This window comes from Coprococcus sp. AM100_B19A (assembly GCF_027662015.1).
Taxonomy (GTDB): Bacteria; Bacillota; Clostridia; order Lachnospirales; family Lachnospiraceae; genus Allocoprococcus; species Allocoprococcus comes.
In genome coordinates this window covers 35,336-48,500 of the sequence record NZ_JAQDKN010000002.1, presented here as the reverse complement: position 1 = coordinate 48,500, position 13,165 = coordinate 35,336, and the positions used below count along the sequence as shown (strand labels likewise).

Genomic DNA, 13,165 nt, shown 5'->3' with positions numbered 1-13,165 from the left:
TAGCTAAAAAGCCCCGGCGATCATCACCTCGCCGGAGCTTTCTTCTTAATTGAACTTGTCAATGATGTTTTTAAGATACTGGTTGTCTGCCTCATAGAACTTCTCCTGTTCTACAATTTCGGCAAGTTTCGGATCAATCGGCATCTTTCCGAGTACTTCTACCCCAAGTTTTTCTGCAATCTCGTCAATGTGGCTTTCCCCAAATACAGATATTTTCTTTCCACAGTCCGGACATTCCAGATAACTGTAGTTTTCCACCAGTCCGAGAACCGGTATGTTCATCTTCTTTGCCATATTGTAAGCTTTCTCTACGATCATCTGTACCAGATCCTGTGGCGAAGTCACGATCACAACGCCGTCTACCGGAAGTGACTGGAATACCGTAAGAGGAACATCCCCTGTTCCCGGCGGCATATCAACAAATAAGAAATCCAGATCTCCCCACATTACATCAGTCCAGAACTGGGTTACTACTCCTGCGATCACCGGTCCTCTCCAGATGACAGGATCTGATTCGTGTTCCAGAAGCAGATTGACCGACATGATCTTCGTGCCGTCTTTTGCAACGCACGGGAACATTCCCGCCTCGCTTCCGACTGCACTTCCATGCACTCCATACATCTTCGGGATAGATGGTCCTGTGATATCCGCATCCAGAATACCAACTGAATATCCCTGCTGTACCATCATACGTGCAAGAGATGCTGTCACCATTGATTTGCCGACTCCACCTTTACCGCTGACTACTCCAATTACTTTTTTTACCTGTGAATACGGATTTGCCGGTGCTTTCAGATCTTTCTTCGCACTGCTGCATGAACCCGCATGCGCACAGGAAGAACACGATTCCGGCGAACATCCGCTGTTCTGCTCTTCTGCCATAACGCCATCCTCCTAATTTTCAGGATTTATAAATCCTATTCTTCTACTGCTGCTATCACTTCAATTTCGCAAAGAAGGTTCTTTGGAAGTGTCTTAACAGCAACACAGCTTCTGGCTGGTTTTGATGTGAAATATTTCGCATAAACTTCGTTAAATGCGGCAAAATCTCCCATATCAGCAAGGAAACAGGTTGTCTTTAATACTTTGTCAAAAGAAGTTCCTGCTTCTTCAAGGATTGCTCCGATGTTCTTACATACCTGGTCAGCCTGTCCTTCGATGGTATCAGCTTCTACAGTATCTGTAGCCGGATTGATCGCAATCTGTCCTGCTGAATAAAGGATTCCCCCATGTACATATCCCTGGGAATACGGTCCAAGTGCTTTTGGTGCTTTTTCTGTTGATACTAATTTCATGTTGCAAATCTCCTTTTCAAATATATTCTTTCTATATCATATCACATCTGCCTCAAAATTCCAAATTTATTTTCGCATACAATGTTATGCCAGCTCTGCTTTTTCTCTCGTCACATTCTGAATCCATTTATAGCTTCGGTAGCGCATGACTGTGATCGGTACTTTGATCACCTCATCACTCATCAGAAGGATATAAACAACCTGCACCGGCGCATGAAAGACAAAGGCAGCGATCATACCCAGCAGAATAGAGCATCCCCACATGGTAGACACATCCAGGATCAGACCAAACCTGGTATCTCCTCCTGCCCGGAATACACCCACCACAAGGGTCGTATTGATCGCCTGGCAGAGTGTAAAGTAAGACATAACAAAAAACATAAAATAAAGATACCCCTGCGCTTCCTGTGAGAGTGTCATCACATGATTTGCAATCGGAGCAGCTATCAGAATGATGCCGCCTCCTACCGCACCAGTAATAATACTCAGCCACAAAAATCTTTTTCCATACTCTTTTGCCAGATGAAACTCTTTTGCACCGATGGTCTTACCAAGATAAATGGCAGTCGCATTGGATACACCAAAGGCAACCACCGTTGCCAGCTGTCTTGCAACCTGAGCAACAGAATTTGCTGCCACCGCAGCACTTCCCAGATGACCGATCACTGCTGTATTCGCTGTAGAACCAAGTCCCCACATCATTTCATTCAAGATCACCGGACTCGCATAAATCAGAAAGTCTTTTAGAAGCACCTTGTCGATCTTACGCATATAGACCGGGTGAAATCTAACGTCATGGTTTTTTACTTTTGCATACCAGATTACAATGATAAGTTCTACGATCCTTGCTGTCAGAGTTCCGATTGCCGCACCCATAATTCCCATCTTCGGTAAACCAAATAAGCCAAAAATAAGAAGCGCATTTACCAGGACATTACAAACTAGTGACGCGCTGTAAACAACCGTTGCGATCACAACCTGCTCGATACTCCGCATAATGTAAAGATAGACCTGCGTTGCCGCCATCAGAACATAGGAAAGCGCCACGATCCGCAAATATTTCACACCTTCTGCGATCACGGCCGGGTCACTGGTATAGATATGAAGCAGCACTTCCGGAATGATTTCCGCAACAATGGTAAAAAGAGCTGCACAGCTGACACCGATGGTCATTCCCATTCCAAGGATTTTTTCAATCGTCTGTGTATCTTTCTTTCCCCAGTACTGTGCAGTCAAAACCGTTGCACCTGATGTTGTACCAAAAAGGATCAGTGTCATGACAAACTGTATCTGCCCTGCAAGGGATGCACCTGAAAGAACTTTTTCGCTGACTCTTCCAAGCATCAGCACGTCTGCCGCCGTCACACCCACATTGATCAGATTCTGAAGTGCCATTGGGATTACAAGTGCGAACACTTGTCTGTAAAATTTTCTCTTATTTATTTCCATCTTATTTTTCTGCCGCTTTCCGGAAAATCTGGTATACATCTTCGGCAGTAAGTTCTTTGATTTTTGAAAGTTTTACAGTATCATTTAATGTCGCCGCCATTGCAAGTTCCCGCAGATCTTCCTCTGATACTTCTCCGATCTCCAGTTCCTTTAAATTTGTCGGCATATGAATCTCACGGAAATATTCTACCGTCCGGCGAATTCCCTCTTTTGCGGCTTTCGCCACATCTTCTTCCTCTACGCCCCATACTTTTTTTGCGTAATGCGCAAATCTTTCTTCATCGTTTTTATAGACATATTCTGCCCAGGATCCCCAGACAGCTGAAAGGGTTGCACCATGCGCCTTATCATATTTTGCACCAAGTGCATGTCCGAGCTTATGTACAGAAAAATCTTTTGCTCTTCCGAGACCTGTCAGACCATTATGGGAAAGGCTTCCTGCCCACATGATTTCACTCATGGCATCGTAGTCTGTCGGATTCTCCAGACCTTTCTTTCCATTTTCAATCACAACCCGCAGAACTCCCTCTGCAATTTCATCTGTTATCTGATTTCTCGTATTTGGAATAAAATATCGCTCTAGTGTATGCATCATGATATCCACGATTCCGCACGCAATCTGATATTTTGGAAGCGTATAGGTAAGAACCGGATTCATAATCGCAAACTTCGGGCGGTTCAGGCTAGTGCTGATTCCTCCCTTTTTCCCTGTTTCTTCGTTTGTCAGAACTGCGGAATCGCTTGTTTCACTTCCTGCTGCCGCAATCGTAAGTACGCATCCTACCGGTGTCGATCTGGTAAGTATGATTTCACCTCCCCAGATTTCCTCCAGAGACCAGTCCGGGTTTGCCACACCATGGGCGATTGCCTTTGCTGTATCAATAGAACTTCCACCGCCTACTGCAAGAAGAAAATCCGCACCGAACTCAATTGCTTTCTCAACGCCTTCCTGTGCATATGCCATCCGGGGATTTGGCTTTACTCCGCCAAATTCCTCATAAGCAAGTCCTTCTTTTTCCAGTGCTTCTTCTACCTGCGCAAGAAGTCCGCTTTTCTTTACACTTCCACCGCCATATACGATAAACACACGGCTTCCGCCCCATTTCTTAACTTCTTTCCCAACTTCTGCCTGTGTGTTTTCTCCAAACAGGATTTCTGTCGGGGTATACTGTATAAACTTTTGCATTTTACCTCTCTCCTTAAAAAAATCCGAACCGTTCAATAAAGATTGCGGTTCGGACTAAATCTTTCAGTCTTATCTTATAACCATACTTTTCCGGTATGTTCGCCATTGATTACATAGTATACTGCATAATCTTCCGGTTTTACATAAAGCTCAATACTCTTGATCTCGGAAATTTTATGTTTCTGTTTTGTCCAGTCTTTTTTTACTGAAGCAATCATATCTTTTGTGTTTACTTCTTTTTCACCATACTGAAGAACAACTTCTGTTTTGATTTCTTTCTTTGCCGCAGATTTTTTTGCTGTTGTTTTTGGTGCTGCTTTCTTTACTTCTTTTGTAACTTTCTCTGCAGTTTTCTTCACTTCTTTTGCAGCTTTTTCAGCTGTTTCTTCTACTGTTTTTTTCACTTCTCCTGCAGCTTTTTTTACCTCCTGCGCTTTCTTTTCAACAGTAGCCTTTACTTCTTTCGGCTGTGCTTCTTTTTTAGCAGTTTCTTTTACTTCTTCTACTTTTTCGCTGACTTTATCTTCTGCTGCTTTAACTGCTGTTTTTACTTCTTCTTTAGTTTCTGCCGCTGCCTTTACCTCTGCTGCCTTTGTTTCTTTTATCTGTTTTTTCAGTGCCATATTGGTTTGCCCTCCTTAACCGTTAAGCCTTACTATTTTAAATCCGCAAAACTGACAATACGCTGTGTTATCATTTGCTCTTTGACATTATAGCATACTAAATGAAAAAAGTCACATTTTTTCATTTAATTTTACTTGCCTCCGTGTTATACTATAAAAAGACGAGAAAAGGAGGTACGTGTTATGGGTATTTTAGTAGCACTAATCGGTGTAGCAATCATCGCCGCTGTCGTTGTTGCTTCTTTCACTGCCGTTCTCGGAGGTGTCATCGGAGGAGAACTGGAAGACGAAGAAGAATAAAAAAGGTGGCTGTGAAAAATTCAATCGAGTTTTTCACAGCCACCTTTTTATTATTCTTCAAATGTTTCTTTTAACTTATCCATGAACCCTTTTTTCTTAGCTTTACCCTTCGATTCAGAAGCCGGCTCTTCCTGGTTCAGTGTATTTCCTGTCAACTGATCAAAATGTCTAAGCACTTCTTTGGCTTCCGGACTTAATTTTTCCGGAGTCTGAATAACCAGCGTCACATAATGATCACCTCTGACCTGAGGATTTCTCAAAGAAGGTACCCCTTTTCCTTTCAGTCGTACTTTTGTATCAGTCTTAGTTCCCGGTTTTACGGTATAGATCACATCACCATCAACCGTCTTGATTCGCACATCACCACCAAGTGCTGCCTGCGCAAACGAAATTGGTGCAGTTGAGAAAATATGAACATCCTGTCTCTGGAAGATTGGATGTCTGGAAACCGTAACTTCTACCAGAAGGTCTCCCCTCGGTCCGCCATTCACACCCGGTTCACCTTTTTCACGGATTCTTACGCTCTGACCATTGTCAATACCTGCCGGGATTGTGACTTTGATCTTCTTGCGGCTTGAAGTATAGCCTGTTCCACCACAGTCCGGACATTTCTCACGAATGATCTTACCCGTTCCATGACAGTCCGGACAGGTCTGCACATTCTGCACCGTTCCGAAGAACGACTGTGATGTATAAACAACCTGACCTTTTCCACCACATTTTGAACAGGTCTCCGGACTTGTTCCCGGTTTTGCTCCTGTTCCGTTACACTTTGTACATGGATCTTTCAGAACGATATCCAGTTCCTTCTCGCATCCAAAAATTGCTTCCTCAAATGTAATCCGGACACCTTTACGGATATTGGCGCCTTTCATCGGACCATTGTTCGCACGTCCGCCTCTTCTGCCACCGCCAAACAGATCACCGAAGATATCACCAAAAATATCACCAAAGTCTGCCCCGTTAAAATCAAAACCGCCATATCCACCGGCTCCGCCTGCACCGCCTTCAAACGCTGCATGACCAAACTGATCGTACTGACGCCGTTTGTCTGCATCACTCAGAACAGCATAGGCTTCAGAAGCCTCCTTGAACTTCTTTTCGGCTTCTGCATCTCCTGGATTCATATCCGGGTGATATTTTTTCGCCAAAGCTCTGTATGCTTTTTTCAGAGTCGCATCATCCGCATCTCGTGATACGCCCAGGATCTCATAATAATCCCTTTTTGCCTCTGCCATAATCCTACCTCACTTAGATATTTCTCAAAGTATTTTAATACAGAATGTACCCTGGCACATTCTCATGCCCGCGCCGGCTCTCTGCAACATCTTCTTTGCACATGCAGTTCACCTAACCGGAGGCTTTTTATGTCATAAAAAACTATTTTTATTTATGATACATGAAATCTGCAAGACGGTATAATGCCGCCTTGCAGTTTCTCATCTTATCTTACGGATTAAACTTCTTTGTAATCTCCGTCAACTACGTCATCTCCGTTAAATCCTTCTGGAGCCGGTCCTGCTTCTGGTGCAGGTCCAGCCTGTGGTCCTGCCTGACCAGCCTGTGCGCCTGCCTGTTCGTAAACCTTTGTGAACAGTTTCTGAGCGCTTTCCATCAGTTTTTCTTTTCCTGCTTTGATTTCTGCAACCTGAGCATCTGTAAGTTCTTCTGTATTCGCTTTCGCAAGCAGATCTTTCAGAGCCTGTACGTCAGCTTCTACTGCTGCTTTGTCTGCTGCATCGATCTTATCTCCAACTTCGCCAAGTGCTTTTTCTGTCTGGAATACCATAGCGTCGGCATCGTTCTTAGCATCGATTGCTTCTTTACGTTTCTTATCCTGAGCTTCAAATTCAGCAGCTTCTTTTACAGCTTTGTCGATATCTGCATCAGACATATTAGATCCTGCTGTAATTGTGATGTGCTGTTCTTTTCCTGTTCCCAGATCTTTTGCAGATACATTTACGATACCGTTTGCATCAATATCGAATGTAACTTCGATCTGTGGGATTCCACGTGGAGCCGGCGGAATTCCATCCAGTCTGAACTGTCCGAGGGACTTGTTATCTCTTGCAAACTGTCTTTCACCCTGTACAACATTGATATCAACGGCTGTCTGGTTATCAGCTGCTGTAGAGAAGATCTGGCTCTTCTTTGTCGGGATTGTTGTGTTTCTCTCGATCAGTCTTGTAGCTACACCACCCATTGTTTCGATAGAAAGTGAAAGTGGAGTTACATCAAGAAGAAGGATGTCGCCTGCACCTGCATCTCCTGCAAGCTTACCACCCTGGATAGAAGCACCAAGTGCTACACATTCATCCGGGTTAAGAGATTTGCTTGGTTCTTTTCCTGTCAGACGTTTTACTTCTTCCTGAACTGCCGGGATACGTGTAGATCCACCAACAAGAAGTACCTGACCTAAGTCTGCTGCTGTAAGTCCTGCATCAGAAAGTGCACGTCTTACCGGTTCCTGTGTCTTTTCTACAAGGTCACGTGTCAGTTCATCGAATTTAGCTCTTGTAAGAGTCATATCAAAATGCTTCGGTCCTTCAGCTGTTGCTGTGATGAACGGAAGGTTGATGTTTGTTGTTGTTGCAGAAGAAAGTTCTTTCTTTGCTTTTTCAGCTGCTTCTTTCAGTCTCTGAAGTGCCATTCTGTCTGTTGACAGGTCTACGCCTTCTTTTGCCTTGAAATCTGCAAGCATATAATCTGTGATCTTCTGGTCGAAGTCATCTCCACCAAGTCTGTTGTTACCAGCTGTAGAAAGAACTTCGATAACGCCGTCACCGATCTCGATAACAGATACATCAAATGTACCACCACCAAGGTCGTATACCATGATCTTCTGTTCTTTTTCATTGTCAAGTCCATATGCAAGAGCTGCTGCTGTAGGCTCGTTGATGATACGTTTTACATCAAGACCTGCAATCTTACCTGCATCTTTTGTAGCCTGACGCTGAGCATCGTTGAAGTAAGCCGGAACAGTGATAACTGCTTCCGTAACTTTTTCTCCAAGATATCCTTCTGCATCTGCTTTCAATTTCTGGAGGATCATAGCTGAAATTTCCTGTGGAGAATATTTCTTTCCATCGATGTCTACTTTATGATCTGTACCCATCTCACGCTTGATAGATGAGATTGTCTTTTCTGCATTTGTTACTGCCTGACGTTTTGCAGGTTCACCTACAAGACGTTCTCCTGTCTTTGTAAATGCTACTACAGATGGTGTAGTTCTTGCTCCTTCTGTATTTGCGATTACGACCGGCTGTCCACCTTCCATAACCGCTACACAACTGTTTGTTGTACCTAAGTCAATACCAATGATTTTGCCCATTATGAAGACCTCCTGTTAATATAATAAAAATTGTATTTTGCTTTGTTATTTATATAAAGTGTATCGTAAATGCGGTACACGGTATATCTTAGTTTGCTACCTTTACCATGCTGTGTCTTACGACTGAGTCACGGTACATATATCCTTTCTGGAATTCCTCAGCTACTACATTTTCACCAAGTTCTTCATCCTCCACATGCATCACTGCATTGTGGAAATTCGGATCGAATTCCTGACCAACTGCTTCGATCGGTTTTACTCCGATTCCTTCCAGTGTGCTCATCATTTGTTTATAGATCTTATCCATTCCATCTACGAACGGATCATCTTTCTTTTCTTCCGGTACGGACTGAAGTCCGCGTTCAAAGTTGTCTACAATCGGAAGAATTTTTTCTACAACATCTTTGGCTCCGATCTCATACATCGCTGACTTTTCTTTTTCAGTACGCTTTCTGTAATTATCGAACTCAGCCATGTGTCTCGTAAGTTTGTCTGTCAGATCTGCGATCTGCTCATCCTTTTTATCTTTTTTATTCTTCTTTTCAAACAGCTTCTTTTTCTTTGGTTCTTCAGCATCTTCGGAATTCGTCTCTTTACCAACAGCTTCTTCCTCTGTTGCTTCGGTTTCTTCCGGTTCCTGCCCTTTTGCCTCCTGCTCTTTGGCTTCTGCCTCCGCAGCTTTCTTTGCTTCTTCCACTGCTTCTTTTACCATTTCTTCATTACTCATCTTTTTATCCAATGGTTCTTCCACCTTTCTTACTTCTTATTCGAGCTTTTTCGGCTCATCCCTGTGGAATATGTCATCCAGCTCTGCCATCAGTGTCTTAAGCGTCTTCATGACATGTTCATAATCCATTCGCTTCGGTCCGATGATTCCGATGGTTCCCTGCATGCCCTCGCCCAACTCATATGTTGCTGTGACTACGCTGCAGTCTTTCATGTTCTCCACATTCGATTCATCTCCGATGTATACCTGGATGTCTCTGTCTTCACCGCCGTTTGCCATTGACTTTGTTACCAGAGCGGCAAGCTGCTGCTTTTCTTCAAAAGCACTGATGATCTCCTGTGCGCTCTGCTTATCACTAAGCTCCGGATACTTGAAAATATTCGTCGCGCCACTGGTGTAAATCTCCATGTCGTCATCCAGCTGGATCACATTCGCTACTGCATCCAGGACACTGCTCATCACACCACTGTGGATCCCTGCCTGTTCTTTCAGTCTTGCGATCACTCCCAGATTGATCTGCTCTAGCGAAGTTCCGTTCAGCGAAGTATTCAGAAGCATATTCAGCTTCAATAGTGCTTCATTGCTGAGCGGCTCATCCAGTGTCACGATCTGGTTCTTTACAATGTTGCCTTCCATCACGATCACAACGATCAGCTGATGGTCATCAACCTGTGAAAGCTGGATAAATTTTAATTTGTTCCCGTTGTAAGTCGGAGTCGAAATCATCGTCGCATAATTCGTGTTGTTCGCAAGAACCTTTGCAACCTGCTTCAGAAGTTCTTCCATCTTGTCAGCCTTCTCAAGCATCTGACCTTTGATTTCGGTAATCTCCTGTTCTTTCTGGCTCATCAGCATATCCACATACCATCTGTAACCTTTATCCGACGGAATCCTTCCTGCTGATGTGTGAGGCTGCATGATATAACCAAGCTCTTCGAGATCTGCCATCTCATTCCGGATCGTTGCCGAACTTAAATTCAGATCCGTATACTTGGAAATCGTTCTGGATCCCACAGGCTCTCCGGTCTCAAGATAGTTCTTAATGATTGCATGTAAGATCTTCGTCTTCCGCTCACTAAGTTCCTGTATGGCTTCCATATGCTACCTCCTTTTTGTTATTAGCACTCGTTATGTATGAGTGCTAATATTTTCTACGCTTATAAATGTACCACTTACTATTCACTTTGTCAACAGGGTTTATGATTTTTTTATTTTTAGTCCGGTTCCACCCGGATATGCTGTCGGATTCCAATTCAATCGGCAAACCATTCCGTTTGAATCGGAATCCCTTCTTTTCTGCCTGAACCGCCTGCTCCCTTCCTCCCAAACTCCCCACCCGACCGTCAAACCAAAAAATACACACCCCAGCCTCCCGGTCTGATGGTGTGCATTTCTTCTATTATATATAGTACATATCCTGACTGTATTCACTGTATTCCTGATATTTTTGTTCGAGGTCAGAGAGAAACAGATTCTCAAGGATATCCTGTAGTCCTCTGTTCAGACGTTCGATAACTTCACTCTGTACAGCCTGAGCCGCAGCCCTTCCGTTCTCGGCGCCTTCTACATCCTCTTCTTCGATGAGATAATCACCTTCCAGCGCACGTAATATTTCCGCAACCGAAATCTTTGTGGCAGGCTTCGCCAACAGGTATCCCCCCTGCGGTCCTTTCACACTTTTGATGATTCCGGCTTTTCTGAGTGCCGCAAATACCTGTTCCAGATACTGCGGTGAAATACTGTTACGCTCTGCAATTGCTGCAAGTGCAACATGGGATTCTTTCGAGTATACGGACAGGTCGATCAGTGCCCGAAGTCCGTATCTGCTTTTCTTTGAAAAATTCATATTCTACTCCGTGAAGAGCGGTGTGGAGTAATATCTGTCTCCGGTATCCGGAAGCAGTGCCACAATCGTCTTTCCTTTGTTTTCCGGACGTTTTGCAAGTTCGATCGCTCCATAAAGTGCAGCTCCCGAAGAAATTCCTACCAGGATTCCCTCTTTCTTTGCAAGCAGCTTTCCTGTTGCAAAAGCGTCATCATTTTCTACAGTAAATATTTCATCATATACAGTTGTGTTGAGTACGTCCGGTACAAATCCTGCTCCGATTCCCTGAATTTTGTGAGGACCACCTTTTCCTGTAGAAAGTACCGGTGAACTTGCAGGCTCCAATGCAACGATCTTCACATCCGGATTCTGGGATTTCAGATATTCGCCGACACCGGTCAGTGTTCCACCTGTACCAACACCTGCGATAAACAGATCTACTTCTCCGTCTGTATCCTTCCAGATCTCTGGTCCGGTTGTCTTTCTGTGTACTTCCGGATTAGCCGGATTAACAAACTGTCCAGGGATATAGCTGCCCGGGATCTCTTTTGCAAGTTCATCTGCTTTTTCAATCGCACCCTTCATTCCCTTTGCGCCTTCTGTCAGAACAATCTCTGCTCCGTATGCTTTCAGTATGTTTCTTCTTTCTACACTCATTGTCTCCGGCATAGTAAGAATGATACGGTATCCTTTGACTGCTGCAATCGATGCAAGACCGATTCCCGTATTTCCCGAAGTAGGCTCAATGATAACAGAACCTTCTTTTAATAATCCTTTTTCCTCAGCATCCTCGATCATTGCTTTGGCAATTCTGTCTTTTACACTTCCGGCCGGGTTAAAATATTCCAGTTTCACAAGGATTCTTGCCTCTAATCCTAATTCTTCTTCAATATTTTTCACCTCTACAAGAGGAGTATTTCCAACAAGCTCTAAAGCACCATTATAAATTTTTGACATCGTAAGTTCTCCTTTCTTTCCTACTGTTTTGATAGGTTTAACTCGATGATGTCATTATATGCCTATAAAACCTATTTGTCAAGTATACTTTATATTTTTCTGATTTTCCAAATTTTACTCTTCCAGCAGAAACTCTACAAACACACTGTTGCTGACATCGATCCCCCGTTTTGTAAGCCATACTCTGTCATCATCCTGCTCAAGAAGCTTTAAGCTTTCCAGTTTGCAGATCGGTTCACCGTAAATATCCTCCAGACTCTTCCCAAAATACTCTGAAAATTCTTTTTTTGAGATTCCGTTCATTTTCCGCAGTCCAAGAAACATAAATTCCTCCATCTCCTCAGTTTCTGTCAGAAGCTCTGCCTGAAATTTGTTCCTGTAGGAATGTGCATACTCCCTTAACTGATCCGGGTTCGTGTAGCGACTCATTTTTCCTTCCAGCTTCCTGCATTTTCCAATCAGATCCCCGGGAACCAGAGATGCCGCACCAATTCCAAATCCCAGATACGGAATTCTCTCCCAATATCCCAGGTTGTGCCGGCAGGCATATCCCTCCTTAGCATAATTGGAAATCTCGTACCGGTGATATCCGTTCTTCTCCATCAGCGTTTCCGTATCCCAGTACATCTGACGCTCCGCATCCTCATCCGGAAGCTTTGGCCCTTCTTTTGCCTCGTCTTCTACATATTTTTTATAGAAAGTTGTTCCCTCTTCCAAGATCAGACTATATGCAGAAATATGCTCCGGGGAAAGTGCCATTACCTGCTCCAGTGTACGCCTCCAGCTTTCCACCGTCTGCCCCGGAATTGCCGAGATCAGGTCTACATTGATATTTGAAAAACCATTGGCTCTCGCCAGATGATATGCTTCCCGAAATTCTTCATAAGTATGGATTCTTCCAAGCAGACGAAGTTCCTCATCATTGACCGACTGCAGACCGATACTCAGACGGTTCACCCCTGCCTGTCTGTACTTTCGCAGTTTTTCTTCCGTTACCGTTCCCGGATTCATTTCCACAGTGATCTCTGCGTCCTCATCCAACGTAAATATTTCCCTGACCGTATCCATCAGCCGCCCAATCTGCTCACCGGTAAGAAGAGATGGGGTTCCGCCTCCGAAAAAAATGGAAATCACCCTGTAATTCTGCACTGTATCCGGACAGTTTCTGATCTCGTCGACCAGCATTTTCACATATTCCTCTTTTTCCTTTTCTCCGGCCGGACCGGAAAGGAAATCACAATATGCACATTTTTTCACACAAAACGGAATATGAATATATAGTTCTAAAGGCTGCATCTGCTTTTCTCCTTTTCTGTGCAAAAGGCAGGAACTTTTCCCTCGGAAACCGCTCCTGCCTTTTTATGTATACGATGAGCCAAGTACAGATTTGTGCTTGCACAAGAATCTGTACTTGGCGAATGTACATCATCGAGCTGTTAAGCGAGATAGTGTACAAAGTATACGAATCGAGT

Annotated in this window: 12 protein-coding genes; all 12 read right to left on the bottom strand. The window is 43.9% G+C overall.

Annotation, left to right across the window (positions count from 1 at the left end; genetic code table 11):
- Nucleotides 1–45: 45 nt before the first annotated feature.
- The 12 genes from PGQ33_RS02430 to hemW all read right to left on the bottom strand — a co-directional run bounded on the left by PGQ33_RS02430 (nucleotide 46) and on the right by hemW (nucleotide 12,989).
- Nucleotides 46–882: an Mrp/NBP35 family ATP-binding protein gene (locus PGQ33_RS02430; RefSeq protein ID WP_117823958.1), complete on the bottom strand. Its 837-nt coding sequence runs from the start codon at nucleotides 880–882 to the stop codon at nucleotides 46–48.
- A 35-nt stretch (nucleotides 883–917) separates the two neighbouring features.
- The gene (locus tag PGQ33_RS02425; protein WP_117556305.1) at nucleotides 918–1,295 is read right to left on the bottom strand and encodes a RidA family protein; all 378 of its coding nucleotides are present in this window, start codon (nucleotides 1,293–1,295) and stop codon (nucleotides 918–920) included.
- 84 nt (nucleotides 1,296–1,379) lie between these two features.
- A complete protein-coding gene (locus PGQ33_RS02420) occupies nucleotides 1,380–2,744 on the bottom strand; it encodes an MATE family efflux transporter (RefSeq protein ID WP_117556428.1) in 1,365 nt (454 codons plus the stop codon).
- A gap of 1 nt (nucleotide 2,745) precedes the next feature.
- Nucleotides 2,746–3,930 (bottom strand): iron-containing alcohol dehydrogenase, encoded by a 1,185-nt coding sequence (locus PGQ33_RS02415; RefSeq protein WP_270205194.1) that lies wholly within the window; start codon nucleotides 3,928–3,930, stop codon nucleotides 2,746–2,748.
- Between the two features lie 74 nt (nucleotides 3,931–4,004).
- Nucleotides 4,005–4,553, bottom strand: a complete 549-nt coding sequence (locus PGQ33_RS02410; RefSeq protein ID WP_070097332.1) for a DUF6465 family protein — start codon at nucleotides 4,551–4,553, stop codon at nucleotides 4,005–4,007.
- Between the two features lie 350 nt (nucleotides 4,554–4,903).
- A complete protein-coding gene (dnaJ, locus tag PGQ33_RS02405) occupies nucleotides 4,904–6,091 on the bottom strand; it encodes a molecular chaperone DnaJ (RefSeq protein ID WP_008374725.1) in 1,188 nt (395 codons plus the stop codon).
- Nucleotides 6,092–6,309: 218 nt separating this feature from the next.
- Complete coding sequence (gene dnaK, locus PGQ33_RS02400; protein ID WP_008374721.1) at nucleotides 6,310–8,184, bottom strand: molecular chaperone DnaK; 1,875 nt, start codon at nucleotides 8,182–8,184, stop codon at nucleotides 6,310–6,312.
- A gap of 88 nt (nucleotides 8,185–8,272) precedes the next feature.
- Nucleotides 8,273–8,911 carry a nucleotide exchange factor GrpE gene (gene grpE, locus PGQ33_RS02395; RefSeq protein ID WP_195510150.1) on the bottom strand — a complete coding sequence of 213 codons (639 nt, stop codon included), beginning with the start codon at nucleotides 8,909–8,911 and terminating at the stop codon, nucleotides 8,273–8,275.
- Between the two features lie 36 nt (nucleotides 8,912–8,947).
- Complete coding sequence (gene hrcA, locus PGQ33_RS02390; protein WP_008374717.1) at nucleotides 8,948–10,009, bottom strand: heat-inducible transcriptional repressor HrcA; 1,062 nt, start codon at nucleotides 10,007–10,009, stop codon at nucleotides 8,948–8,950.
- A 301-nt stretch (nucleotides 10,010–10,310) separates the two neighbouring features.
- Complete coding sequence (locus tag PGQ33_RS02385) at nucleotides 10,311–10,757, bottom strand: RrF2 family transcriptional regulator (protein ID WP_008374709.1); 447 nt, start codon at nucleotides 10,755–10,757, stop codon at nucleotides 10,311–10,313.
- Between the two features lie 3 nt (nucleotides 10,758–10,760).
- Nucleotides 10,761–11,693 carry a cysteine synthase A gene (gene cysK, locus PGQ33_RS02380; RefSeq protein WP_055157569.1) on the bottom strand — a complete coding sequence of 311 codons (933 nt, stop codon included), beginning with the start codon at nucleotides 11,691–11,693 and terminating at the stop codon, nucleotides 10,761–10,763.
- Between the two features lie 114 nt (nucleotides 11,694–11,807).
- Entirely contained in the window at nucleotides 11,808–12,989 is a 1,182-nt protein-coding gene (gene hemW, locus PGQ33_RS02375; RefSeq protein WP_270205193.1) for a radical SAM family heme chaperone HemW, read from the bottom strand.
- Between the last annotated feature and the right edge of the window lie 176 nt (nucleotides 12,990–13,165).

Bases quoted from the DNA above. Each gene is read 5' to 3' on its own strand.
- PGQ33_RS02430 (WP_117823958.1), bottom strand. From the start codon at position 882: ATGGCAGAAGAGCAGAACAGCGGATGTTCGCCGGAATCGTGTTCTTCC.
- PGQ33_RS02425 (WP_117556305.1), bottom strand. From the start codon at position 1,295: ATGAAATTAGTATCAACAGAAAAAGCACCAAAAGCACTTGGACCGTAT.
- PGQ33_RS02420 (WP_117556428.1), bottom strand. From the start codon at position 2,744: ATGGAAATAAATAAGAGAAAATTTTACAGACAAGTGTTCGCACTTGTA.
- PGQ33_RS02415 (WP_270205194.1), bottom strand. From the start codon at position 3,930: ATGCAAAAGTTTATACAGTATACCCCGACAGAAATCCTGTTTGGAGAA.
- PGQ33_RS02410 (WP_070097332.1), bottom strand. From the start codon at position 4,553: ATGGCACTGAAAAAACAGATAAAAGAAACAAAGGCAGCAGAGGTAAAG.
- dnaJ (WP_008374725.1), bottom strand. From the start codon at position 6,091: ATGGCAGAGGCAAAAAGGGATTATTATGAGATCCTGGGCGTATCACGA.
- dnaK (WP_008374721.1), bottom strand. From the start codon at position 8,184: ATGGGCAAAATCATTGGTATTGACTTAGGTACAACAAACAGTTGTGTA.
- grpE (WP_195510150.1), bottom strand. From the start codon at position 8,911: ATGAGTAATGAAGAAATGGTAAAAGAAGCAGTGGAAGAAGCAAAGAAA.
- hrcA (WP_008374717.1), bottom strand. From the start codon at position 10,009: ATGGAAGCCATACAGGAACTTAGTGAGCGGAAGACGAAGATCTTACAT.
- PGQ33_RS02385 (WP_008374709.1), bottom strand. From the start codon at position 10,757: ATGAATTTTTCAAAGAAAAGCAGATACGGACTTCGGGCACTGATCGAC.
- cysK (WP_055157569.1), bottom strand. From the start codon at position 11,693: ATGTCAAAAATTTATAATGGTGCTTTAGAGCTTGTTGGAAATACTCCT.
- hemW (WP_270205193.1), bottom strand. From the start codon at position 12,989: ATGCAGCCTTTAGAACTATATATTCATATTCCGTTTTGTGTGAAAAAA.